This window comes from Ramlibacter sp. (assembly GCF_029866045.1).
Taxonomy (GTDB): domain Bacteria; phylum Pseudomonadota; class Gammaproteobacteria; order Burkholderiales; family Burkholderiaceae_C; genus Ramlibacter.
The window spans coordinates 1-24,742 of sequence record NZ_JARXAB010000156.1; the positions used below are offsets into that span (position 1 = coordinate 1).

23 protein-coding genes are annotated in these 24,742 nt (G+C 66.9%); 12 read left to right on the forward strand and 11 right to left on the reverse strand.

Going from position 1 to position 24,742, the window contains the following annotated elements; translation table 11 throughout:
- Both QE494_RS15670 and acnA read right to left on the reverse strand, forming a co-directional pair.
- The coding region (locus QE494_RS15670) for a D-2-hydroxyacid dehydrogenase family protein (RefSeq protein ID WP_300044707.1) at window positions 1-942 on the reverse strand (942 nt) is incomplete at its 3' end.
- On the reverse strand, window positions 933-3,692 hold the full coding sequence (gene acnA / locus QE494_RS15675; RefSeq protein WP_300044709.1) for an aconitate hydratase AcnA: 2,760 nt from the start codon (window positions 3,690-3,692) through the stop codon (window positions 933-935). The genes QE494_RS15670 and acnA, both read right to left, overlap by 10 nt.
- Window positions 3,693-3,876: 184 nt before the next feature.
- Here acnA and QE494_RS15680 point away from each other — a divergent pair, with 184 nt between their 5' ends.
- The 10 genes from QE494_RS15680 to QE494_RS15725 are packed head-to-tail and all read left to right on the forward strand — an operon-like array spanning window position 3,877 to window position 13,130.
- Entirely contained in the window at window positions 3,877-4,599 is a 723-nt protein-coding gene (locus QE494_RS15680) for a GntR family transcriptional regulator (protein ID WP_300044711.1), read from the forward strand.
- Window positions 4,600-4,639: 40 nt separating this feature from the next.
- The gene (locus tag QE494_RS15685) at window positions 4,640-5,554 is read left to right on the forward strand and encodes an oxaloacetate decarboxylase (RefSeq protein WP_300044714.1); all 915 of its coding nucleotides are present in this window, start codon (window positions 4,640-4,642) and stop codon (window positions 5,552-5,554) included.
- A complete protein-coding gene (locus QE494_RS15690) occupies window positions 5,551-6,318 on the forward strand; it encodes an SDR family NAD(P)-dependent oxidoreductase (protein ID WP_300044717.1) in 768 nt (255 codons plus the stop codon). Before QE494_RS15685 ends, QE494_RS15690 begins: the two co-directional genes overlap by 4 nt.
- Window positions 6,319-6,357: 39 nt before the next feature.
- On the forward strand, window positions 6,358-7,821 hold the full coding sequence (tcuA, locus tag QE494_RS15695) for an FAD-dependent tricarballylate dehydrogenase TcuA (RefSeq protein ID WP_300044720.1): 1,464 nt from the start codon (window positions 6,358-6,360) through the stop codon (window positions 7,819-7,821).
- 25 nt (window positions 7,822-7,846) lie between these two features.
- Complete coding sequence (locus QE494_RS15700) at window positions 7,847-8,857, forward strand: tripartite tricarboxylate transporter substrate binding protein (RefSeq protein ID WP_300044723.1); 1,011 nt, start codon at window positions 7,847-7,849, stop codon at window positions 8,855-8,857.
- Between the two features lie 4 nt (window positions 8,858-8,861).
- Complete coding sequence (locus QE494_RS15705; RefSeq protein ID WP_300044725.1) at window positions 8,862-9,515, forward strand: flavin reductase family protein; 654 nt, start codon at window positions 8,862-8,864, stop codon at window positions 9,513-9,515.
- Window positions 9,516-9,550: 35 nt separating this feature from the next.
- Entirely contained in the window at window positions 9,551-10,534 is a 984-nt protein-coding gene (locus QE494_RS15710; protein WP_300044727.1) for a tripartite tricarboxylate transporter substrate binding protein, read from the forward strand.
- Between the two features lie 2 nt (window positions 10,535-10,536).
- A complete protein-coding gene (locus tag QE494_RS15715; protein ID WP_300044729.1) occupies window positions 10,537-11,307 on the forward strand; it encodes an aspartate/glutamate racemase family protein in 771 nt (256 codons plus the stop codon).
- 14 nt (window positions 11,308-11,321) lie between these two features.
- Window positions 11,322-12,143: an aspartate/glutamate racemase family protein gene (locus QE494_RS15720; protein WP_300044731.1), complete on the forward strand. Its 822-nt coding sequence runs from the start codon at window positions 11,322-11,324 to the stop codon at window positions 12,141-12,143.
- Window positions 12,144-12,146: 3 nt separating this feature from the next.
- Complete coding sequence (locus tag QE494_RS15725; RefSeq protein WP_300044733.1) at window positions 12,147-13,130, forward strand: tripartite tricarboxylate transporter substrate binding protein; 984 nt, start codon at window positions 12,147-12,149, stop codon at window positions 13,128-13,130.
- A 58-nt stretch (window positions 13,131-13,188) separates the two neighbouring features.
- Here QE494_RS15725 and QE494_RS15730 read toward each other — a convergent pair whose 3' ends face one another.
- The 8 genes from QE494_RS15730 to QE494_RS15765 form a co-directional block, all read right to left on the reverse strand.
- Window positions 13,189-14,118, reverse strand: a complete 930-nt coding sequence (locus QE494_RS15730; RefSeq protein ID WP_300044736.1) for a S9 family peptidase — start codon at window positions 14,116-14,118, stop codon at window positions 13,189-13,191.
- Window positions 14,115-14,579 (reverse strand): DUF3237 domain-containing protein, encoded by a 465-nt coding sequence (locus QE494_RS15735; protein WP_300044738.1) that lies wholly within the window; start codon window positions 14,577-14,579, stop codon window positions 14,115-14,117. Before QE494_RS15735 ends, QE494_RS15730 begins: the two co-directional genes overlap by 4 nt.
- A 48-nt stretch (window positions 14,580-14,627) precedes the next feature.
- Entirely contained in the window at window positions 14,628-15,248 is a 621-nt protein-coding gene (locus QE494_RS15740) for a TetR/AcrR family transcriptional regulator (protein ID WP_300044740.1), read from the reverse strand.
- A 93-nt stretch (window positions 15,249-15,341) separates the two neighbouring features.
- Window positions 15,342-16,277, reverse strand: a complete 936-nt coding sequence (locus tag QE494_RS15745) for an alpha/beta hydrolase (protein WP_300044743.1) — start codon at window positions 16,275-16,277, stop codon at window positions 15,342-15,344.
- Window positions 16,278-16,305: 28 nt separating this feature from the next.
- Window positions 16,306-17,871: an ABC transporter substrate-binding protein gene (locus tag QE494_RS15750; RefSeq protein ID WP_300044746.1), complete on the reverse strand. Its 1,566-nt coding sequence runs from the start codon at window positions 17,869-17,871 to the stop codon at window positions 16,306-16,308.
- Between the two features lie 54 nt (window positions 17,872-17,925).
- On the reverse strand, window positions 17,926-18,756 hold the full coding sequence (locus tag QE494_RS15755; protein WP_300044749.1) for an ATP-binding cassette domain-containing protein: 831 nt from the start codon (window positions 18,754-18,756) through the stop codon (window positions 17,926-17,928).
- A complete protein-coding gene (locus QE494_RS15760; protein WP_300044751.1) occupies window positions 18,753-20,504 on the reverse strand; it encodes a dipeptide/oligopeptide/nickel ABC transporter permease/ATP-binding protein in 1,752 nt (583 codons plus the stop codon). Before QE494_RS15760 ends, QE494_RS15755 begins: the two co-directional genes overlap by 4 nt.
- Window positions 20,501-21,442, reverse strand: a complete 942-nt coding sequence (locus tag QE494_RS15765; protein ID WP_300044753.1) for an ABC transporter permease — start codon at window positions 21,440-21,442, stop codon at window positions 20,501-20,503. The genes QE494_RS15760 and QE494_RS15765 overlap by 4 nt, the downstream gene beginning before the upstream one ends.
- A gap of 288 nt (window positions 21,443-21,730) precedes the next feature.
- Here QE494_RS15765 and QE494_RS15770 point away from each other — a divergent pair, with 288 nt between their 5' ends.
- A complete protein-coding gene (locus QE494_RS15770; RefSeq protein WP_300044755.1) occupies window positions 21,731-21,961 on the forward strand; it encodes a hypothetical protein in 231 nt (76 codons plus the stop codon).
- A gap of 169 nt (window positions 21,962-22,130) precedes the next feature.
- Here the strand turns inward: QE494_RS15770 and QE494_RS15775 are convergent, their stop codons facing one another.
- Window positions 22,131-23,747 (reverse strand): iron ABC transporter permease, encoded by a 1,617-nt coding sequence (locus QE494_RS15775; RefSeq protein ID WP_300044758.1) that lies wholly within the window; start codon window positions 23,745-23,747, stop codon window positions 22,131-22,133.
- Window positions 23,748-23,828: 81 nt separating this feature from the next.
- On the opposite strand from QE494_RS15775, the gene QE494_RS15780 reads away from it, so the two are divergent.
- On the forward strand, window positions 23,829-24,742 hold a 914-nt coding region (locus QE494_RS15780; protein ID WP_300044761.1), incomplete at its 3' end, for an ABC transporter ATP-binding protein.

Genomic DNA, 24,742 nt, shown 5'->3' on the forward strand with positions numbered 1-24,742 from the left:
CTTGGGTTGGCCGTCCATGAAGGCCAGCAGGTTGTCCACCGTGCCAGCATAGAAAATGCGCAAGGTCTCCTCCACTGTGTAGCCCAGGTGGGGGGTGAGGATGGCGTTGTCCAGGCAGCGCAGCGGGTGCTGGTCGGGCAGGGGCTCTTGGTCAAACACGTCGAGCCCCGCGCCGGCGATGCGGCCGCTGCGCAGGGCGTCGAGAAGAGCCTCGGACTCCACCAGGCCTGCCCTGGCGGTATTGACCAGGCAGGCTGTGGGCTTCATCAGCGCAAACTCCCGCGCGCCCAGCGTGTGGCGGCTTCGTTCGCCCAGCACCAGGTGCAGGCTGATGAAATCGCTGCGGGCAAGAAGTTCGTCCTTTGCGCACCACTGCGCACCCACCGCCTCGGCCTGCGCAGGTTGCAAGTTGTTGCTCCAGGCCAGCACCTCCATGCCAAAAGCCAGGCCCACCCGCGCCATTTGGCGACCGATCCGGCCCAGGCCCACAAGGCCCAGCGTCTTGCCCTCCAGGGTCTGGCCGCAATGGCGCTGCCAGCCGCCCTGCTTCATGGCCGCCGCTGCCTGAGGCAGTTGCCGCGCCAGGGCGATGATCAGGCCCCAGGCCAGTTCGGGCGTGGCCCACCGGCCCAGGCCCCCATTGCCCGCCGAGGTGACCACGATGCCGCGGCGGCGTGCAGCCTCCAGGTCCAGGGTTCGATGCTCAGAGCCGGTGATCGCGATGCAGCGCAGGCGCGGCAGTTGATCGATCAAGGTGCCCGGCATCGCCATGCGCTCGCGCAAATGGCAGACGGCGTCGAACGGAGCGAGCGCCTCGGCGGCCTCGGCCTCATCGAGGTGGCGGTCGAACACGGTGATCTGGGCGCCACGGGCTTCGAGGGCGGACCAGTCCGCCAGGCGCAGGGCCAGGTTTTGGTAATCGTCGAGGATGGCTATGCGCATGCGGGGCTCCGTTTCAGTAGATCGCCCAGCACACTGCGGGGCAGCCCGCCTGCCGCCATCAGGTGTCGCTCGGCTGCGGTGCGGGTTTCGGCCATCACCTCAAAGGTGATGGCCGTGCCATCGAGGCGACGGGCCTGGACGCGAATCAGGTGGCCGTGCAACACGCCATCGGCCACGCCCTCAAAGTCGAAGACCTCCGAGCCGTCGAGGCCGAGTTGCTGCCAACCTTGGCCCGCCTCAAAGCGCAGGGGCAGCACGCCCATGCCAATCAAATTGGCGCGGTGAATCCGCTCATACGACTCGGCGATGACCGCCTTGATGCCCAGAAGGGCCGAGCCCTTGGCCGCCCAGTCTCGGCTGCTGCCGGTGCCGTACTCCTTGCCGCCAAGGATGATGGCCGCGCGCCCCTGGGCGATGTAGGACTGGGCGGCCTCATGAATCGTGGTCACCTCGCCGCCCGGGAAGTGCCGCGTCCAGCCGCCTTCGCGGTCAGGCGTGAGGGCGTTGCGCAGACGCACATTGGCAAAGGTGCCACGCACCATCACCTCGAAGTTGCCGCGTCGGCCAACGAAGGTGTTGAAGTCCTTGGGCGCAATGCCGGCTGCGAGCAAATACTGCCCGGCCGGCGTGTCCGCCGGAATTTCGCTGCTCGGGGAAATGTGGTCGGTGGTGAGCGAGTCGCCAAAGGCCGCCAGCACGCGCGTTCCCTTCAGGGCATGCGCCAGGCTAGCAATGCCGTCGCCGCCCGGTGCCTCGTCACCCGCAAAGAAGGGCGGCTCGCGCAGATAAAGCGACGCCGGATCCCAGGGATAGAGCAGACCGGTCGCGGCGCTCGGGGCCCAGTCGGGTGCCGGCGCGCTCGCTGAATCACCGCTGCCCATCGGGGCGGACTCGATCGCACCCGGCGCGGTGGCGTCGTTCACACCCGGCAAATGGGTCATCAGCGCCATCATCGCCTTCACGTCTTCCTGAGAGGGAACGATGTCGCGCCAGTAAACCGGGCGGCCTTGTGGGTCTTGGCCAACCGGGTCCTGATCCAAGTCAACGTCGATGCGGCCGGCCAGCGCATACGCCACGACCAGTGGCGGGGCGCCGATGTAGTTGGCCCGCACCAGCTTGTGGATGCGGCCAGGAAAGTTGCGATTGCTCGACACCACCGCCGCAGTCACCAGTTGCCGCCGCTCGATCTCCTGCGCCACCTCGGGCGACAAGGGGCCGGACTTGCCGCCACAGGTGGTGCAGCCGAACCCGATCAGGTGAAAGCCCAGGTCGGCCAGGGGCTGGGCCAGGCCCAGCGCCTCGAGGTAGCGCATGACAGAAGGCGATCCGGGCGCCAGTGAGGTCTTGACCCAGGCCGGGACGGCCAGGCCGCGCGCCACCGCATTGCGCGCCACCAGACCGGCGGCCAACATGACCTGCGGGTTGGAGGTGTTGGTGCAGGAGGTAATGGCCGCAATGGCCACGGCCCCTTCAGGCATGGCGCCCGTCTCCTCGCCGGCGCGGCTGGGGCCGAAGCCGCCCTCGGCCAGGGGCAGGCCCTGCCGGCGCCGGAAATCCGGCGCCACCTCCGGCAAGGCGAGCCGATCCTGAGGCCGCGCGGGGCCGGCCAGGCTGGGAACCGCGTGGCTGATGTCGATCTCGATCACGCGGGCGTAGGCCGGTTCTGGCACCGACGCATCGCGCCAAAACCCTGCCCGCTTGCAGTACGCCTCGACCAGGGCCACCTGAGCGTCAGTCCGACCTGTTTGGCGCAGGTAGTCCAGGGTGTGGTCATCCACCGCAAAAAATCCGCAGGTGGCACCGTACTCGGGCGCCATATTGGCCAGCGTGGCCCGCTCGGGAACAGGCATCGCGGCGGCGGCGGGCCCGAAGAATTCCACCGCGCAACTGGCCACCTGCTCACGGCGCAGGCGCTGGGTGACCATGAGCGCGATGTCGGTGGTCCAGACCAGGGGCTGCACCTGGCCGACCAGACGTACGCCGACCACTTCGGGCAGGGGGAAGGTGTAGGCGTGGCCCAAGAGCGCGGCCTCTGCGTCGATGCCGCCTACACCCCAGCCCAAAACACCCAGACCATTGACCATGGGGGTGTGCGAGTCACCGCCGATCACCAGGTCGGGAAAGGCCCAGACCTCGCCTGCGTGTTCGGCAGTAGCGACCACGGTGGCGATCTTCTCCAGATTGACCTGGTGAATGATGCCGCTGCCCGGCGGAAAAAGCCGCAGGCCGCGAAAGGCCTGCTGCGCCCAGGCGATGAAGGCGTAGCGCTCGGCATTGCGCTCGAGCTCGCGCCGCATGTTGGCGACCATGGCGCCGGGCGTCCCCCACTGGTCGACCTGTAGCGAGTGGTCGACCACCAGGTCCACCGGAATGCGCGCATCGACCTGCGCCGGGTCGCCACCGGCACGCGCGAGCGCATCGCGCAAAGCCGCCAGGTCCTGGAGCACAGGCAGGCCGCTCGAGTCCGGCAGGATGACCCGGGCCACAAAGAGCGGCATGTCGGTGCCCACATGGGCCGGTGAGTCCAGCACCCGGCTCACCTCCTCCTCGCTCACCGCGCGGCCAGTGGCGCGCGCGCGCAGCAGGTTCTCCAGCAGCACACGGGTCACGAAGGGCATGCGCGCCAGCTCGCGCCCCGCCGCGGCAACGAAGGCGGGCAGGTCGACGAAGCGGTAGGCGGTGCCCGCAACTACAAGGGCGCCTGAAGCCGGGCTGGAGGCCGGGGCAGCGTGGGAGGTGTGTGAAGCCATGTCGCCCATCATTGTGTCAACACTTTGCCGGCGCAAGCCCCGGGCAGGCGGCGCACCAACTGGTGGTCAAACCGAATTCTCTCTTTAAAAATATAAGCGTCACCCTGAAGACCACCCTCATCAGGGTAAGCACCAGCCACCCCAACTGTTGACACTTTGAGGCTCACTGCCTAGATTCGTCCGCATGCCCCCCCCCTCCGATTCCGACGGCAAGGCCCAACCGCTGGCCGACACCGTGCTGAGTGAATTGGTGGCCCGCATCCACGACGGCCGCCTGCCCCAGGGCGCCCCGATCAACGAGGCGGCGATCGCCGAGGAGTTCGGCGTGAGCCGAGGCCCGGTCCGTGAGGCTTTGCGTCGTCTTCAAGGCATCCAGCTGGTGAGCCGCGAGCCCTATGTGAAAGCCCGGGTGGTCACACTCACCCAGGAGGGCGCGCGCGAGCTGTTCGAAATGCGCATGGCCCTCGAGGGCATGGCCTGCCGCCTGGCCGCCGAGAGAATGAGCAACGAAGAAATCGGCGGCCTGGTGCGGGAGCTCGAGCAAGATCGCCAACGCACCTTGGCTGACCGCGGAGCCGGCGCACGAAGCGCCGCGAACGCCCACGTGCCCAAGGCCTTCGACCTGCACGAGCGCATCGTCCGCGCCAGCGGCAACAGCCGCATCATCGACGCCCTGTGCGGCGACCTGTACCACCTGCTTCGCATGTACCGGGGTCGCTCCGGGGCGGTGCCTGAGCGCAAGAGCCAGGCCTATGCCGAACACTGGCAGTTGGTGCGCGCACTCAAGGCGCGCGACGGCGAACTGGCCGAGTCGCTGATGCGCTCGCATGTGGCGCGAGCCGCTGACCATTTGTTTGCGCACCTCCCCCTGATTTCCGGCGACATGACCGCCCTGCGCGGCGCCTGAATTTCCCTCACCGATTCACCCGAAAAAGAAGTACCCCCGGATGTCCCTCAACGCCCAGAAATACCGCGCGCTGCTAAATAGTGGCGAATTCATCGTCTCCCCCGGCGTCTACGACGGCTACAGCGTGCGCCTGGTGGAAGCGGCCGGATTCAAAACCGCTGCCACCAGCGGCGCGGCGGTCTCTAACGCCATCCTGGGCCAGCCTGACTCGGGCTACCTGGGCCTGTCGGAGAACGTGAACCACTGCCGCAACATCGCCCGCTCGGTCGGCATCCCGGTCACCGCAGACGCCGACACCGGCTACGGCAACCCGATGAATGTGCACTTCACCGTGCAGCAGTTCGAGGAGGCAGGCATTGCCGGCGTCAACATCGAAGACCAGGTGAGCCCCAAGCGCTGCGGCCACATGCCGGGCAAGGAGGTCATCTCCCTGGAGGAGATGGTGATGAAGGTCGAGGCGGCCTGCCTGGCCCGCCGGGACGACGCCTTCGTGGTGTGCGCGCGCACCGATGCGATTGCAGTCGAGGGCATCGAGGCCGCCTGCCGGCGCGCACGGGCCTACGCGGAGGCGGGCGCCGACATGATCTTCGCCGACGCAGTGCGCAGCGAAGAAGACATCGCAGCCATCGTCGAAGCGGCGCGGGTGCCGGTCACGGTGAACATGGGCTTTGGCATCCGCTCGCGGCCGACCACGCCGCTGTTTCCCATCCCCCGCCTCAAGGCGCTGGGTGTGCGGCGCATCAGCCTGCCGCGCATGCTGCCCGCTGCTGCCATCCACGCCATGCAACAGGCGCTGTCGGTGATGCGCGAGGTGATGACGACCGGCGTTCCCGCAGACCGGCCTGACCTGCTGGCCTCCATCGAGGACATCATGGCCCTCATGGGTTACGCCGAGATGCGCGAGCGCGAGGCCCGCCTGCTGCACCAGGACGCCCCCGTCCGGAGCCACGCATGAAGCGATTGGACCAGCGCGTCGCCCTGATCACCGGCGCCGCCGGCGGACTTGGCCGCGCCACCGCGCTGCGTCTGGCCCGGGAGGGCGCAAGCCTGTGCCTGAGCGACCGGGCCGACCTGACGGAAATCCTGGCCCTGGTGCAAGCCGAGGGCGCGCGGGCCATTGCAGCGCCAGCCGATGTCACGGACGTCGCCGCGGTCGAGGCCATGGTGGCACGCACCGTGGCCGAACTCGGCGCCCTGGACGTGCTGGTGAACATCGCCGGCATCAGCTCGCACGGTGCCTCCGATGACATCGACGCGATGGAGTTCGAGCGCATCCTGCGAGGCAATCTGACCAGCGTGTTCATTTGCTGCAAGGCAGCACTGCCGGTGATGCGCGCGCGCGGCTACGGCCGCATCGTGAACATGAGTTCCATCCTGGGTAAGAACGGCGGCAACCCGCGTCCCTGGCTCGACCCAGCCGAACAGAAGCGCGCAGGCAGTGTGGCCTATGGCGCGTCCAAGGCCGGCGTTCACGCCCTCACCTACTACTTGGCCAAGGAAAACGCGCGCTTTGGAATCACGGTCAACGCGGTGGCGCCCGGCCCCATTGCCACCCACATGACCCGCAATTTTCCGGACAGCCTGCGCAACCTGATCCCCCTGGGGCGCATGGGCGCGCCCGAAGACGTGGCCGATGCGGTGGCCTATCTGGCGGGCGACAGCGCAGGCTTCGTGACCGGCGAAGTGCTAGACGTCAACGGCGGCGCCTGGGTCGACTGAGAACACACACCCCACACAAGACAACGAGGAGAAGAAGCAATGGCAAACACAGAACACAACTTTGACGTCGTCGTGATCGGCTCTGGCGTCGCCGGGCTGAGCGCAGCGGTGTCGGCGCAGGAACACGGCGCCCGGGTCTGCATCGTCGAGCGCGCCACGGCGGAAGAAGCCGGCGGCAACACCCGCTGGACCGGCTCGTACATCCGGATGAAATCGGTCGACGAGGTGTCGGACGACTTCGAGGACCACCTGATCGCCAACGGGGGCGGCTACCTCGAACCCACCCTGATGGCCGAAGCCGCACGCGACCCGGCCCAATGGCCGCCGACCCTGCGCGCCCTGAGCTTTGTCGACCCGAACGTGGTGGCGCGTCTGGCCAACGATTCCCCGGGCACGCTCAAGTGGCTGTGCGGCTACGGCCTGCAGTTTTTCCCGCTCGAAGTGCCCTTTCCGACCGCGGCGCAGCCACGCATCGTTCCCTCGGGCGGCGGCCTGGCCATTGTCGAGACCCTGTCCAAGAAGTTCCTTGAGAAGGGAGGCACGGTGCTGTACGAGACCAAGGCCGAGTCCCTGATTCAGAACGACGAAGGCGCAGTCTGCGGGGTGAACGCCATCGGACGCGGCAACAAGCGGATGCAGGTGCGCGGCCATGGGGTGGTGATTGCCAGCGGCGGCTTCCAGGGCAACGCCGAAATGATGACTCGCTACATCGGCCCGCGCGCCTTGAACCTGCGCGGCATGTCCCTGGGCTGCCACTTCAACAAGGGCGAAGGCATCCAGATGGCGCTGGACATTGGCGCTGCGCCCTGTGGCGACTTCGGCAGCTTCCATGCCTCACCGATGGACCCGCGCTCCAACCGCGCGGGCCCCTCGATGTACATGTACCCCTACGGCATTCTGGTCAACAAAGAGGGCCAGCGCTTCGTCGATGAAGGACCTGGCGAGACCGACGAGACCTACGAGCGCGTCACCCGTCGCATCTTCGCGCAGACCGACGGCCTGGCCTATTGCATCCTGGACGCCAAGTTTGCCGACGTTCCCAACAAACAGTCGGCCATCAAGACCGAGCAGCCACCGATCGAGGCGCCAACCTTGCGCGAGTTGGCTGCGAAGCTCGAACTTCAGGCCGATATCCTGGAAAAAACCATCGCCGACTACAACGCCGCCTGCGTGGCGGGCACCTACGACCCCCGCCGGGTCGACGGCCTGTCCACACGCGGCATCACGCCGCCCAAGTCCAATTGGGCGCGCCCCTTGGACCAGGGCCCGTTCCTGGCCTACCCGATCATCTCGTCCATCGTCTTCACCTTCGGTGGACTCAAGACGGACACGACCGCCCGCGTGATCAACACCCAGGGCGACGCGATCCCGGGCCTGTATGCCGCGGGCGAGGTGCAGGGCCTGTACTACCACAACTACACCGGCGCCACCTCGGTGCTCAAGGGCGCAGTCTTCGGCCGCATCGCCGGTCAGGACGCCGCCGAGTTAGCCAAAGCAGACTGAAGACAACCACAGAAGGAGACACGCGATGCAACACACTTCCCTCTTGCCGTCCCTGACCCGGGCCACCCGCCTGGCGGCGGCACTGGCCACCGCCACCCTGGCCCTGTGGCAGCCCGCCGCACAGGCCCAGCCGGCCGATGACTTTCCGAACAAGCCCGTCAAGCTGATCGTTCCCTTCTCACCGGGCGGCTCCACCGACGTGATTGCGCGTCTGGTGGCCAAGGAGATGTCCCGCACCCTGGGCCAGCCAGTCGTGGTGGAGAACAAGGACGGGGCGTCGGGCGCGATCGCCACCGACTTCGTCGCCAAGGCGGCTCCCGACGGCTACACGCTGTGCTACTGCACCACCGGCTCGATCGCCATCTTGCCCTTGCTCGACTCGAAACTGAGCTACAGGCCCGACCGTGACCTTGCCGCCGTCACCCTGGCAGTCAACCAGCCCTTCGGCATCGTGGTGCGCAGCAACCTGGGCGTGAACAACTTCCGAGAGTTCGTCGCCATGGCCAAGGCCAACCCAGGCAAGATCTCCTTCGGGTCGCCCGGCACGGCCACGCCCAGTCACCTCACCGGCGAGATGCTGGCGATGGCCACCGGCACCGAACTGCGCCACGCGCCTTACCGCGGCGACGCGCCCGCCGTCCAAGACCTCACTGGCGGTCACATCGACGCCATGATGCTGTCGGCGGTGAGCGTGAAGGGCGTGGTCGACACCGGCCGGGTCAAGCTGCTGGCGGTCAGCAGCCTCACCCGCCTCAGGCAGTTCCCCGACGTGCCCACCGTGGCCGAATTGGGCTACGCCGGCTTCCAGACCAACAACCTCCAGGCCCTGTATGCCCCGGCCAAGACGCCGCCGGCGGTGATTGCCAAGCTCAATGCGGCTGCGATCGCTGCCCTGCGTACGCAAGAAGCAGTGGAAAAGATTGCCGGCCAAGGCCTGATCATCATCGGCGACACGCCGGCGTCTGCCGCCAAAACGATGAAAGACGAGTCCGAGCGCTGGGCCCCGGTGGTCCAAAAGCTGGACCTGCGCCGCTGAGGCCATGACGCTGGCCATTGACGCGGCGGCCCTCGATGCAGAGGGCTGCTACAAGCTCCTGAGCGGTGTGGTGGTGCCCCGGCCGATCGCATGGATCACCACGCAGTCCGCGCAGGGGGTGGTCAATCTGGCGCCCTTTAGCTGCTACACCTACCTGTGCAGCAAGCCGCCCATGGTCGGCATCAATATGGGGCTGCGCGATGGCGTGCCCAAGGACACCAACCGCAACATCCTCGAGCAGGGGGAGTTTGTGGTGAACATCGGCGACGAGACCATGATCGACGCCATCCATCGCAGCGCCGACGAGTACCCGCCGGAAATCAGCGAGGTGGAGTTGCTGGGCCTGCCCCTGGCGCCTTCATCCCGGGTGCGCACACCCCGACTCGCCCATGTGCCGGCGGCCCTCGAGTGTCGGCTGCACAGCGTGCAGGAGTTCGGTGACACCCGTGCGCAGTTCGTGGTGGGCGAGGTTCTGACCTTCCACTTCCGCGACGGACTGCATGTCGGCGGGCGCATCGACACCCGTGCACTGCGCCCGCTGGCGCGGGTCGGCGGCCCCACCTATGCCCGCCTGGGCGAATTCATCACGATGGCGCCTGTCGCCAGAACCCCGCAACGCGTGACGCCCGCCCCGGGCGACGCCATTGGCAAGACCTAGCCCCCTCGGGGCGGAACAAGAAGGAGTCTCACGAAATGAATACCAACCGCAGGCAGATCACCCAGGCACTCGGCGGCCTCGCCCTGGGCGCCGCCCTCCCCTCGGCCTGGTCGCAGCAGGACTTTCCTTCCAAGCCGATTCGGCTGGTCGTTGGCTACCCGCCCGGAGGTGCCAACGACATCACGGCCCGCCAGGTCGCACAGCGTCTGGGCGAGGTGCTCAAGGTGTCGGTGGTAGTCGAGAACCGCGCTGGCGCCAACGGACTGATCGGCTCCGAGCTGGTGGCCAAGGGTGCGGCCGACGGCTACACCCTGCTCATGGGAGGACTCACGCCCATGGTGCTCAATCGGCTCACCTACCCCAAGCTTCCCTATGCCGAGGGCGATCTGACTGGCATCAGCACCGTGGCCAGCAGCCCGATCGTGTTCGCAGTGCGCCCCAGCCTGCCGGTGAACAACCTCCAGGATCTGGTCCGCCTGGCCAAGAGCAAGCCCGACGCGGTGCAGTTCGCCACCGTGGGTTCGGGCGGCTCGACCCGTGTCGTGCTCGAACTCCTGAACCAGGCCACCGGCGCGGGGATCAAGTACATCCCCTACAAGGGCGCTGCGCCGGGCATCACCGACATCCTGGCCGGCAACGTGGACGGAATGGGCGTGGACCTGCCGGCGCTGCTGCCCTTTATCAGGGACGGCAAGCTGCGCGGTATTGCCATCACCAGCGAAAGCCGCAACCCGCTGCTGCCTGACCTGCGCACCGCCGCCGAGCAAGGGGTGCCCGAGCTGACCTGCGGCAACTGGTACGCGGTGGTCGCCCCGTCGCGCACGCCGCGGCCGGTGATTCAGCGGCTGCACGCCGCGATCCAGCAGGTGGTGGCCATGCCCGAGTTCCGACAACAGACCATCAATGGCGGGGCAGAGCCGCGCGGCAGCGCCTCGCCTGAGGCCTTCGCCAGCTTCCAGCAGGCGGAGCTGGCCCGCTGGGGCAAGGTGATCAAGACCGCCGGCATCGAGGCCGAGTGACCATGCGTATCTGCATCCAGAGCGGCACACCCCTGAGCCAGTCGGCGCTGTACAAGCCCTACCATGACTCGCTGCTGCGGCATGCGCAGCGTGTCGCGAGCCCGGGGACCACGGTCGAATTTCCGAATCTGGGCAAGCAGTACCCCGGCGCCGCCCGCAGCCGCACGCACCTGCATCTGGTGCAGCACGAAACGATCAAGTCCGCCCTGCGGGCGCAGGAGGAGGGCTACGACGTTTTCGTCACCCAGTGCCTGGACCTGGGCTACCACGAGCTGCGCGAGATGGTGAAGATTCCGGTGGTCTTCATGACCCAAGCCACGCTGGCGTTCTACAGCCAGCTGGCGCCGAACTTCGCCTTCCTTGTCAACAGCGAGCGGCTGCTGCATTACTTCGGCGAGCTGGCCGACCGCTACAAGGCGCGCGAGCGGATGGTGCCGGGTAGCTTCGTGAGCTTTGCCTTCACCGACTACGCCAACCTCTGGAACCAGCCGCAGCCTTTCATCGACGCCTACCTGCAGGTGGCCGGCGGCCTGGCCGACCGGGGCGCCGCGGCGCTCTACCCCGCAGGCCTGTACCTGAGCCAGTGGCTGATCGACCAGAACATCCGCAGCGTCAAGGGTGCCCTGGTGATGGACCCCTTGGCAGTGGCAATCCGCACCGCCGAGGCCATGGTCGAACTCAAAGCCGTAGGCATCGAGACCTACCGCGCAGGCTCTTGGGCCGCGCCGTCCGACGAGGTGCACCAGTTCCTCACCAACGAATTCAGCCAATAAAGGCGACGACACCCATGAAGATCTGGCACCAGAGTTTCACCACGCTAGCCCGCGTGCCCGAATACAACAAGAAGCTGCGCGCCCACATCCGCAAGGTGGTGCGCCCCGACACGGAAGTAGTGGTTCACGGCACCCACGCCGGCACCCATGGGCACAAGCCGGGCGACGGCCCCAGCACCGATGTGGGCTACGCCTACTTCCAGGCCCTGCACTCGCACCAGTTCGCCTATGCGGCCATGCTGGCCGAGGAACAGGGCTTTGATGGCTTTGCCATGGCCACCCTGCCCGAGCCCGGCATTCGGGAAATGCGCAGCCTGGTCAACATTCCGGTGGTGGGCTACGGCGAGGCCTCGATGAGCCTGGCCACCCACCTGGGCCAGAAGTTCGGCGTGCTGCTGTTCATCAAGGAAATGATTCCGGCGATCGAGGCCAACATCGCCCGCATGGGCCTGACCAGCCGCTGCGCCGGCATCCGCTATGTGGGCTTTCCCTCCAGCGCGGTGATTCCCACCAAGCAGGCGCCGGCTGAAGTGATCGACATCTTTCACCAGAACGCGCGCCAGCTCATTGCCGACGGCGCCGACGTCATCATCCCCGGCGAGGCGCCGCTCAGCCTGCTGCTGCATGGCGCGGACATTCAGCGGGTGGACAACGTGCCGGTGATCGAGAGCGTAGCCGCCGTTCTCAAGACGGTGGAGATGCTGGTCGACATGAAGCAGCAGCTCGGCGTCTCACGCTCAACGCAGGGCTACTGGCAAGCCATTCCACCGCGCGAGCGTGTCAAGGAACTGGCCCAGATGTACGGGCTGTCCAAATTGTTTTCCGAGGAGAAATAGACCATGAAGCGACTGCAATCGATCATCGGCGCCGCCGTTGCGGCCCTGGCACTCACAGGCCTGTCCCTGCCGGCCCACGCCGACTACCCGGACAAGCCGGTCAAGCTGATCGTGCCCTACAGCCCGGGCGGCCCGGCCGACTTGCTGGCGCGAGTCGTGGCCCAGAAGCTGTCGACCTCCATGGGCCAGTCCTTCGTGATCGAAAACAAGCCCGGCGCTGGCCTGGTGGTGGGCGCGGAAGCCGCCGCCAAGTCGGCCCCCGACGGCTACACCCTTTTCCTCGCCGCGTCCTCGATGCTGATGGACAGTGGCGGCGGCGCCCGCCGCACGCCAGAGGACAACCTCAAGGACTTCGCGCCCATCTCCCTCATTGGCAGCCTGCCGCTGGTGGCGGTCGTCAACCCGTCGCTGCCGGTACAAAACGCGCGCGATCTGATGGAGTACGCCCGCAAGCGCCCAGGCGAGGTGAATTTCGGCTCCTCGGGCGCAGGCAGCCTGACCGCCCTGGCCGGTGAGATTTTCAACACCATGGGCGGGGTGAAGATGGTCCACATCCCCTACCGGGGCATCAACGAGGCCATGGCCGATCTGATCGCCGGTCGTGTGCAGGTTGCCTTCGCCGGCGCGCCGATCGCCCTGCCCCATGTGAAGACGGGCAAGGTCAAGGCCATTGCAGTCACCAGCCTCACCCGTACCTCCGGCGCGCCCGAGTTGCCCACGGTGGCCGACAGTGCAGGCATGACCGGCTTCGAGGTGAACCCCTGGTACGGCTTCGTCGCACCCACGGGCACGCCGCCAGCCGTGCTCAATCGGTTGCACACCGAGATCAACAAGATCCTGCAGCAGCCCGACGTGAAGGAACGCTGGATTCAGTGGGGCGCCGAGCCCGTCGGCAGCAAGTCGCCGGCGGAGTTCGCCACGCTGATGCGCAATGAAACCAACCGCTGGGCCCGCATGCGCGCCGAGGGCAAGGTGAAGATGGATTGAAGGGTCGTGCTCAGGTCCTGAGCTCGCCCGGCCCACCAGCGCGGATCGCGCCCTTGCGCTAGGGGCGGAGATTGGCTTGGAAGAAGTCAAGCGCCTTGCTCACGGCCTCGTCCATCTTCTCGTAGGTCTGGCCTCTACCGCCCTCGTTGCGAAAGCAGCGGCGGTTGATTTCGTCCCGGGTGGTGGGCGTTCCGTCGTAGAAAGTCCAGGTGCCCGTGGCGTCGTCCTGGATGGCCGGGTTGTCGGTACACCCGTTGAAGGCTAGGCCGCGAACGATTTGACCGTTGAGGCTGAAGTAGTGGTTGGACTTCTCGAACAGCAGCACCTCGACCCGGTTACCAATCTTCCTGTTTTCTTCGGCGGCGATCTGGCAGGCCCGGGGGTAGTAGTGGCTCTCCGTGCCCTTCATGATCAAGACCGGATAGGGCAAGGGCCGAGGCTTGAAGAAGGTGTTGCAGCCAGCCTCGGCAGCGACCACGGCCGCCCAGGGCGTGGGGTTGCGGCTGGCAAGCTGCCACATGGCCATGTCGCCGCCATAGCTAAAGCCGGTGTAGAAGGTGTTGCGCGGATCCAGCCGCGACTCCTTGGCCAGCAAATGCGCCCTGAGCCTCACCGCATAGGCACCGGCATTGGGAAATTGGGTCTTGTCGGAGGGCGCAAGGTTCTTCTCGTAGAAGGCATCGAGCACCGCCACCGCAAAGCCCCGGGCCACTGCCGCCTGCATCATCCGGCTTGAATAGGTGTCGGTGCGGCCCTTGCCGCCCTCGAAGCGGTAGCCATCGCGCGTGCTGCCATGCTGGGTGATGACCAGCGGGTAGGAAGGCTTGCCGGTGTCGGGAATCCAGAGTTCAACCGGAACAGGCCGCGCACCGAAGGCCGGCTCCCGCAGTTCGACAACAAAGGATTCCCGGGTGAAGCCTGCAGCCAGGGCCTCGCCGGCCAGCGCCAGAAGTATCCCGGCCAATGTCATGAGTCGTAAGCGCTTCATGCGTCCTCCAACATCCACACCCGGATCACCACCGCGCCGCTCCCCGGAGGCAGCGAATGCAAGGTGCCGATGAACACACGTCGGTTCAGCCAGCCATGCGGGCCCTCGGGCGCCTGGACCTTGACATGCGAGAAGGCATAGCGAGGCTGACCGCTGGGCTCGTCGATGGTGACCTGGTTGTGAATCGTGAAGACGCTGCCGTCCTCATGCTGCATCTCGTAGAGGGCATCGAGCTCGCGCACACCGTCGGGTCGCCACAGCTGGCGGTCGGCGCCCCCAGGCAGCACCGTGCCACGCAGGCCCATGGGGCCGTCGAAGCTACCGCCGGTGATGGGGATGATGTGGCGCTCACCGGCGGGGCCTCGGCCCATGGGCTGGCGCGGTGTGGTGGTGACACGCGCCTCCCAGGCCAGGGACGCGCGCGGTGCAACAGGAGCAGGGACGGAGGAAAAATCAGGCATGGCGATGGCGATGGCGAGGCAGCTGGGAAGCCGTGAAAGCGTGCCGGTCTACGTTGCAGCGGCCGAGGCGCGCACGTAGCCTGACAATGCGGCGCAGATGGATGCACGGCGTCTGGCGCGCACCTGGGGCGAGAAGAAGTCGGTGTCGAACAGAGCCTTGTAGGCGGGCCGGGCGGCGATGTGGTAACTGCACAAGCCCACGAAGGTGATGTACACATCCAACGGCTCGAGGTCTTGTCGCATGCTGCCCTCGGCCTGGCCGCGTCGCAGCTGACGCGCGATACCTGCCAAATTCCCCTGGTTGATGCGACGGATCGCTTCCGATGCCGAAACCACCGGAGCCCCGCGCAGATTCTCCTGCAGCGTGAGCCGGATGAAGTCCGGGTGCCGGTTGAAGCTGTCGAAGGCCGAACCGGCCAGGGCCAGCAGGGCCTCAAGCGGCGGCAGTGTGTCGATGTCACCCGGGTGCTCAGCGCCGCTACTGACCAGGTCGTAGGCATAACTCAACACGGCGTCGTACAGCTTCTCCTTGCTGCCGAAGTGGTAATAAATCATCCGCTTGCTCGTGGCCATGCGCGCGGCGATGGCCTCGATGCGGGTGCCCTCGAAACCATAGTTGGCGAACTCGGACAGCGCCACCTCGAGAATGTCGCGGACAACAGGATCCATGGGCCAAATGGTAACGGGCTCGACCGGGTCCGCGCCCCTGTCGCTGCCCGAGTCCTCGCGAGCGTCGTCCATATCGGCCAAGTCCCTAGCGGATCAGTCCGTCATCAGCGCCCGGAGGTCCGCGCACAACTGCAACGCCGCCGCTAGGCTGTCCTGGCTGACCGCGGTGTAGCTGAAGAAGCCGTGATTGAGGGTCGGAAACTCCCGCATCACGAGTGTCACGCCCTCTTCACGCAGGCGCTGGGCATAGGCCAGGTTGTCCCGGTAGAGAAAGTCGTAGGGGCCGACGCCGATGATCACGGGCGCCAGGCCCCGAAGCGTGGCGGCGCGCAGGGGCGAAGCGCGCGGGTCGCTGGCCTTGCGCTCGGCGTCATCGCCCAGGTACATGCGCTCAGGCCCAGGCTTGCCGGCCAGGTCGGTGGCCGCGTAGATCAGGAGTTGCGCCGCCAGCGCGATACCCCGGTCGCGGGCGTACAGACCGACGGCCGCCGCGAGGTTGCCGCCCGCACTGTCGCCGCCCACGGCCAGGGGCTTGCCCGCGCCACCCAGACGGGTCAGATTCGCCGCCGCCCAGACCAGCGCGGCCTCGGCGTCGTCGATGGCCGCAGGGAAGGGGTGCTCGGGTGCCAGCCGGTAGTCGACATTGAGCACCACCACGCCCGCCTCGTTGGCCAGCCGGATGGCATGGGCCTCGTGCGAGTCGAGGTCACCCACCACCCAACCACCACCGTGGTAGTAGACCAAGGTGCCCGTGGGCTCGCCACGCACCGGGCGAACGATGCGCGCAGGAATCGGACGGCCAGAGCCCGTTGGGGCCGGCAACTCGATCGCCTCGATCGCGCCCTGGGGCAACTGGGGCTTCGGGTAGAGGAAGGCGCGGATGTTGATAGCGCGCTCCCGGCTCACTGGCCCGCTGCCACCCGCGTAGAGGTCGGGGATACCGGAGGCCTTCCAACGCCGGTCAATCTCCACCAGGGCCGGGTCGAGCGCTAACGGGTCCGACATCAGGTCCTTGCTTTCTTGGATCATGTTCTCCCTTGGGGCTGCGGGAGCCGTCTCACTTGGCCGGCACCACGTCGATCAGGTCCACCACCAAAGACTGACCCGCCTGGGGCATCTTCACATCGCTGGTGGCGAAGTAGCACACATGCACCGCGGCCACCGGTGCGAACCAGGCCAGTTCCACCGCCTGCGCATAGACCTTTTTCCAGGCCGCCTCGGCCTTGGCCAGGGGCAGCAGCGCAGCCTCGTTCATCAGTTTGGTGAGCGTGGCGTCTTCGCTGCCATAGGTGTTGAGGCTGCCCTTGGCGTCCAGGGTCTGGAAGCGAGCGAGGTTGGGCACGCTGGAGTTGCTGTTGAAGACGAGGGCCGAATAGGACTTGTTGCGGCCCGCGGCCAAGAAGGGGCCAAAGCCCTGGTACTCCTCGGTCACGAACTTGATGCCGATTTTCTTCAGCTGGCCGGCGATCGCCTGCGTGAGGAAGCGGCTCAGGGTGTTGTTCACATAGCCCACCTTCAACTCGAAGCCGTTGGGAAAACCGGCCGCTTCCATCAACTGCTTGGCCTTGGCAGGGTCGAAGGGGTAGCGCTTCTCCAGCGCAGCGTCATAGCCCATGAAGCCGCGGCTTTGTAACTGCAGCGAGGGCTCGGCGAAACGGCCCAGGAGGGCCTGCGAGATCAGCTTGCGGTCGATGGCGTGGTTGATCGCCTGGCGTACGCGCACATCCTTGAGAAATGGCTGCACCTGGCCGTCGCGGTCCATCAGGATCAGGCCCGTCCAGCCCACCGCATCGGACTGGATGCGCATGTTCTTAGACAGGTTGGCCGAGCCGGCCTGCGCAGAGAGCGGATCGGAAACCAGCAGCTTGATCTGACCCGCCTTCATGGCCTGGATGCCTGCGTTCTGGTCCTCGAAGACGGTGATGACCAGCTTCTCCCACTTGATGCGGGACTTGTCGTAGTAGTGCTCGTTGGGAAGGAAGGTATAGGTCTTGCCCGTGACAGTAGCCGTGTGATCGAGCTTGTACGGGCCGGCGCCGAAGGTTTGCGCGCCGAGCAGATTGGCGCTGGCCAGGCCCTTGGGGCTGATGATGTAGCCGGCCAGCCAGTAGCCGTTGAAAAGCTCGATCAGAGCTGGCTGGGGCACCGAGACCTTGACCTTGAAACGGTAGGTGTCGAGCACATCGATACCGGTCATGCTGGCCAGGTTCGCAGCGAAGGGCCCCTTCTTCCCGACGAAATACTCGATGGATTTCTTGCAGGCCTCGGCGGTCACCGGCTCGCCATCGCTGAACTTGGCGCCTTGGCGCAGGGTGAAGGTGACCTCCCTCGAGTCGGCCGACAGCTCCCAGGCGGTGGCCAGAGCAGGCGCGAACTTGCCGTCCGCCTGGGTGCGCACCAGCGGCTCATAGGCAGGGGCCAGGTGCAACCCGGCGCGCCCGTTGCCGCTGTTGGCGGGATCCATGCTCAAGGGGACGAAGGCGCCGCCCACGGTCAGAACCTTGGCATTGGCCTGCGCTTGCGCGGGACCGGCCAGGCCAGCGCCCAAGGCCAGGCCGGCCGCGGAAGCGCCCAGTAGGCTACGGCGGCCGATCAGCATGTCGTTGAATTGATTCATGTCCATGGGGTCTCCTTGTCTTGAATGGATGGTGCGTGGGGGTTGGAAAGGCGGAAAAGCTCAGGCCGCAGCCTGGGCGCGTCGGGCGCGCTGCAGCAGCGGGTCGGGTACCGGCGCTGCTGCCAGCAGCGCGCGGGTATAGGGGTGGGTGGGGGCGTTGTGTACCTGGGCGGCCTCACCCTGCTCCACGATCTCGCCCTGGTACAGCACCAGAGTGCGGTGCGACACATGCCGAACCACAGTCAGGTCGTGGGAAATGAACAGCAAGGCCAGGCCCATGCTGCGTTGCAGTTCGTTGAGCAGGTTCAGCACCTGGGCCTGCACCGACAGGTCCAGCGCGCTCACCGGCTCGTCGCAGACCACCAGGCGCGGGCGGGCGATCACTGCCCGGGCAATTGCAATGCGCTGGCGCTGGCCGCCGGAGAACTGGCCCGGGTAACGCAGCGCGGTATCCGAGGGCATGCCCACCCGCTCGAGCACCTCGGCGACGCGGGCGCTCCTTGCCTCACGGGTCAAGCCGGTCTCCTTGAGGAGGGGCTCGGACAGGGTCTGACCAATGGTGAGCGCAGGATTGAGGGAACCATAGGGATCCTGGAATACCACTTGGATGTCGCGGCCCATCACGCGGCGGCGCGCGGCGGCGTCGCGGGTCAGGTTCTGCCCATCGAAGACGACACGTCCTTCGCTCGGCGGCACCAGGCCGAGGATCACCCGGCCCAGGGTGGTCTTGCCGGATCCGGACTCACCGACCAGCCCGACCGTCTCGCCTGCGGCGATCGTGAGGTCAATGCCCTTGAGCACCTGAAAGCGCCGCCCCCCTGGCTGAGGAAAGTCGACCTTCACGCCCTCGAGCTGCAGCAGGGGCGCAGCTGCATCCAAGTGGGTCTTCAAACTGCCACCCCTTCGTCCTTCATGCCGGCTGCCGCCATCACCTCGGCCACGGTGGGCAAAGGCTGGCCCGGTTGGGCTCCATGCGGGTTGGCTGCCAGCAGCGCGCGGGTGTAGGGATGCTGCGGCCGGTGGAAAAGGTCCACCACATCGGCCGACTCCAGCACCCGGCCGTGGCGCATGACGAGAGCCCGGTCGCACAGGTCGGCGACCACGCCCCAGTCGTGCGTGACCAAGATGACCGCCATGCCGTGCGCGCGAGAGAGTTGGCGCAGCAGGGACAGGATCTCGGCTTGCACCGTGACATCGAGCGCAGTGGTGGGCTCGTCGGCGAGCAGCACGCGCGGCTCGCGCGCCAGCGCGCGAGCGATGCCCACCCGCTGAGCCATTCCGCCCGAGATCTGGTGCGGGTAGCGCTGAGCCACCTCCTCGGGGTTGCGGATCTTCACCGCCTCAAGAAGGCCGATCACCCGGGCGTGTACCTCGGCCAAGGAACCCGCATGCTGCAGACGCACCACCTCGGCCAGCTGGTAGCCGATGGTGAAGCACGGGTCCAGCGCCGACATCGGCTCCTGGAAAATCATGCCAACGGTGGCGCCGCGCAGCTGCGCCAGCCGAGCGTGGTCGCCCAGATCGATGGCCTGACCATCGATGACGACGGTACCAGCCGTCACCTGGGTGCCGGACGGCAGCAAGCCCAGGAGCGACAGGCTCGAGAGCGTCTTGCCACTGCCTGACTCGCCCACGATGCCCAGCGTTTCGCCCGGCGCCAGATCGAAGCTAACGCCATCGACCAGTCGGCGCGCACCGGCATCAATGCACAGGCCGCGTAGCGATAGCAGGCTACTCCCAGGCACATCGTGGACTGCCTCGGCGGCTCGCTTGCCTGCACGCTGCTGCGCGGCGGGGCGTGACCAGTTTTCGGTAGAGGCATCACGCAGGCTGTCCCCAAGCAGGCCAAAAGCCAGGATGGTCAGGGCCACCACGCCGCCCGAGGGCACCAGCAGCCAGGGGTGATCGCTCAGGCTGGACGAGGCCTCGAAGATCATGCCGCCCCAAGTTGGCGCGGGTGGGACTACGCCCAGACCGAGGAAGCTGATGCCGGTCTGCACGATCACGGCAATGGCGCAAAAGAGAGCCAGCTGCACGATGACCGGACCAATGATGCGGGGCATCACATGGCGCACGATGATGTGGCCGTCGCCCAGGCCGCACAGGCGGGCGGCAGCGATATACAGCTCCTCGCGAACCGCCAGGGTCACGCTGCGCATCACCCGTGAAATGCCTGCTGATCCCAAAATGCCCAGTGTCACCATCGCGGGCAACATGTTCTGTCCAAAGACTGCCAGCACCGCCAGCATGATCAAGATCGTGGGCATGGACTGCAGCAGGTTTACCAGCTGCTGCACAAGGCGGTCCCAGCGGCCGCCGAAGTAGCCGGCACTCACGCCCATGGCAATGCCCAGCGCACCCGCCACGAACACCGCCTCCAGCACCCCCAGCAGGGTCGGCGCGGTGCCGTGCATCACTCGGCTGAGGACGTCCCGGCCCAAGGCATCGGTGCCCAAAAGGTACTCCGCGCTCGGCCCTTGCTTGATCGCCAGTAGCTCCTGCTCTAGCGGGTCGTGCGCGGACAACTGCCCGGCCAGGGCCGCCACGACCAAAAGCAGTAACAGCCAGGCCAGAGCCACCACCGCGGTGGGACGGCGCAGCAGGCGCGCCCAAAGGCTGGGGGGGGTCGAGCTGGTCATTTCCCCCTCACCTTCGGATTGAGCCAGCCATAGCTCAGGTCCACCAGCAGGTTGATGACGATGGTGATCAGGGTGAAATACAGGGTGACTCCCTGCAGCAGCACCACGTCTTTGGACTGGGCAGCGCTCACTGCGAGGCTGCCAAGGCCAGGCAGCACGAAGATGCGCTCGACGAAGACCGTGCCGCCAATGCCGGCGATCAGCACCAGGCCCAGCACGGTGACCACCGGCAGCGCAGCGTTGCGCAGCCCATGCTTCCAGACCACGCTGCGCTCGGGTACGCCGCTGGCGCGCAGGGCGCGAATGAAATCGCGGCCCATCACGTCGGCCATGGCGTCGCGGGTTTGCTTGGCCACGCTGGTGATCGAGTACATCGACACCGACAGCACCGGCAGCACGAGACCCAGGAGCCACGCCCAGGGGTCGTCGGAGAAGCGGGTGTAGCCCGTCGCCGGCAGCCACTGCAGCCAGACCGCGAAGACCGAAATCAGTACCAGCGCCAGCCAAAAGGAGGGAAACACCAGACCCACCAGCGAGAGGGTGTCGATCGCCCGTCCCACCCAGCCTCCGCGCAGCGCGCTGGCTACGCCGAGCACCAAGCCCGCCGATACGCACACCAGGAGAAGGCCAGCCAGGATGCACAAGGACACAGCCAGCCGCTCGTTGACCAGGTCCGCAACCCGCTCGCCCGTAAAGAACGAGGTGCCCAGGTCCCCTTGCAGGGCCTGCACCAGCCAGGCGCCGTACTGCCACAGGAGGGGCTGATCCAGCCCCAGCTGCTTGCGCAGGATCTCGTACTGCTCACGGCTGGCGTCGGCACCGACGATCGTCGCGGCCAGATCCCCTGGCGCCAGTTGGTTCAGAAGGAATGCGAGCAGGGTGACCACCAGCACCAACGGGATGGAGGCGAGCAGACGGCGCAGGATGATGGCCAGCACGGGGACTTACAGGTTAATGTCCGTTTCGGTACATAAATCTATTTTGTTTTTGTACTGAGTCGTACATCAATGCGGGTTTACCCACCCCACCCCCCCCGGCCGCGTCGCCTCACCCTCGGTCGCGGAGCCTGACGGCGAAGCGCCAGGGGTAGACGGGTTGAACAGTCGATTGCTGGTTCCGTCCTACATGCCGGGCGCCCGAGCGGACGCAGCATGCCCCTCCACCGATGCGACCGGGAACCTAACCGGTCAGCAAATCCACAGAGAGAGACAAGTCCGAGGTCGTCCATGTCCCATTCCGAGTACCGTATCGAGAGCAATCGCCCCCTGTCTGGCCGTTTCGGGGGTGTACCGCCCCTGGCACCCGACCGCCCACTCCTGGTCGGCAGCCGCGCCCTGGCGGTGGCGCTGGCGGCTAAGAGCTTCCGCACCGAGTCTGGCCAGGAGATCCGCGTGGTCTATGTGCCGACCGGTGAGGTCTTGTTTTGCAAGCTGGAGGACGGGCCGGCCGACACCTGACCCGATGAGGCGGCTGAGGCCGCACCGGCGGGAACGCGCGGGACCTGGATGCCCCCTCTTGCCGCCCCACCCCTCCCCCGACCCCCCGCCCTCCACTGCCTTTTCGCACCTTTTCGCGCCTTTTTGCGCCTTTTTCCGCTTATTTCGCCTTATTCGGGCTCATCTTTATTTATCGCGCCTTATCTCGCAAGGTGCGACTCAGCAGCATGACCGGCACCAGGCCCACCAGCACCAGAGCCAGCGAGGGCAGCGCCGCCTCGCCCAGGCGCTCGTCACGGGCGAGTTGGTAGGCCACCACGGCCAGGGTGTCGGTGTCGAAGGGGCGCAGCACCAGAGTGGCCGGCAGTTCCTTCATCACGTCCACCAGCACGAGCAGCGCACCGGCCAGCACCGAGCGCTGGAGCAGTGGCCAGTGCACCCGCGCCAGCAGGCGAAGGCCTGACACGCCCAGCATCCGGGCCGAGTCATCGACCGAGGCCGGAATGCGGGCGTAGCCCGCCTGCACCGACTGCAGGGCTACTGACATGAACCGCACCAGGTAGGCCCAGACCACGCCCAAGACGGTGCCCGTCACCCAGAAGGACAGGGGCCAATCCGGCCACCGGGCCTGCAGGGCGCCGACCGGGGCCAGCAAGCCGACTACGATGACCGCGCCCGGCACGGCGTAGCCCAGGCCCGTCAGTTGCACCACGCCGCGGGTCAGCGGGTCGCTGCGTTGGCGCAGGGCAAAGGCCAGGGCCAGGGCGATCACGATGGCCAGCGCGGCGCCGGCCACGCCCAGGCGCGCGCTGTTGAACGCCCACTGACCAAAGCGGTCCCAGGGCAGGTCGACATCGGCGGCCAAAAGCGGCCGCAGCATGAACAGCACCGGCAGGACGAAGCCCGCCAACACCGGCAGACCGCAGACCAGCCAAGCCAACAGCGCGTGGCGGCCCGACAGGCGCATGGGTTGGGCTTCGACCGAGCCAGCACGGGCGCCGCCCAGGGTGGCAAAACGCAGACGACGCTGGGCCCGGTGCTCCAGCCACAGCAGCAGTCCCACCACCGCCAGCAAGGCGGTGGCCAGTTGGGCGGCGGCGACGCGGTTGTCCATCGCCAGCCAGGCCTTGTAGATGCCGGCGGAAAAAGTCTGGATGCCGAAATAGCTGGCCACGCCAAAGTCCGCCAGCGTTTCCATCAGCGCCAGGGCCACGCCGGCTGCAATGGCCGGGCGGGCCAGTGGCAAGGCCACGGCCAGCACGCGCCGGCGCATCGACGCGCCCAGCAGACGGGCGGCCTCCATCAGGTGGGCGGCGCGCTCCGACAAGGCCGCCCGCGCCAGCAGATAGACATAGGGGTAGAGCGTGAAGACAAAGACCCAGGCAGCCCCCGGCAGGTTGCGCACCTCAGGAAAGACACGGCCTTCCAGGCCGAAGGCTGCGCGCAGCCAGGTCTGCATCGGCCCCGAGAACTGCAGGAAGTCGGTGTAGGCATAGGCCACCACATAGGCTGGCATCGCCAAGGGCAGCAGCAAGGCCCACTCGAAGCTGCGACGGCCGGGGAACTCGAACAGGGTCACGGCGGCCGCGCCGGCCGTGCCCACCAGCGCGGTCCCCACGGCCACCGCCAAACACAGCGCCAGGCTGGCACCGGCATACCGCGGCAGCACCGTGGAAGCCATCTCCCGCAGGATGTCTGCGCTCTGCGCGTCCCACTGCAGCCAGGCCGCCAGCACGCCACCCACCGGCAGCAGCAGGAGCAGGGCCAGGACCAGCAAGGGCAGGTCGCGGAGGCGTTGGAGGGACATGGGGGCGGGGGACAAGCAAGAAGGCATCGAGAAAAACAGTCAGGATGCAATTGAGAATTGTATGCATCTAGAATTACCCCCATGCACTTGGCCCTGTCCCACCTGAGCGTGCGCTACCCTGGCGCGGGCCGGACCGCGGTCAAAGACGTGTCCTTCAGCCTGGAACGCGGCGCGATTGGCGTTCTCATCGGCCCGTCCGGATGCGGCAAGACCACCTTGCTGCGGGCCATCGCCGGGCTGGAGCAGGCCAGCGACGGCGAGGTCCGAATCAGTGACCAAGTGGTGGGCAGCCCGGCTGCGCATGTGGCGCCGGAGGCGCGCCGCATTGGCATGGTGTTCCAAGACTACGCCTTGTTCCCGCACCTCGACGTCGGCCGCAACATCGGCTTTGGCTTGGAGCGCCTGCCGCGGGCGCAGCGGGCGGCCCGGGTCGCCGAGGTGTTGGCCCTGGTAGGACTGCAGGGGCTGGAAGGCCGCATGCCGCATGAGCTCTCGGGCGGCCAGCAGCAGCGGGTGGCACTGGCCCGTGCGCTGGCGCCCCAGCCCGAGTTGCTGCTACTCGACGAACCCTTTTCCAACCTCGACATCGACCTGCGCGAGCGACTAGCCCACGAGCTGAGGGCCATCCTCAAAGCGGCGGGCGCAACGGCGCTGTTCGTCACCCACGACCAGTTGGAAGCCTTCGCCATTGGTGATGTGATCGGCGTCATGCACCAGGGCCAGCTCGAGCAGTGGGACGACGCCTACACCCTGTACCACCGGCCGGCCAGCCGCTTTGTTGCGGACTTCATCGGCCACGGCGTCTTCACCCCGGCGCAGATCCGCGAGGAGGCAGGCAAGGTGGTGGTCGACACCCCGCTGGGGGTACTGTCCGACGTAGCGGAGTGTCCGCTGCCTACCGACTTTCCGGGCGGGCAGTGCGAGGTGCTGCTGCGCGCCGACGACATCTTGCATGACGACGACGCCCCGGTGAAGGCGCAGATCCTGCGCAAGGC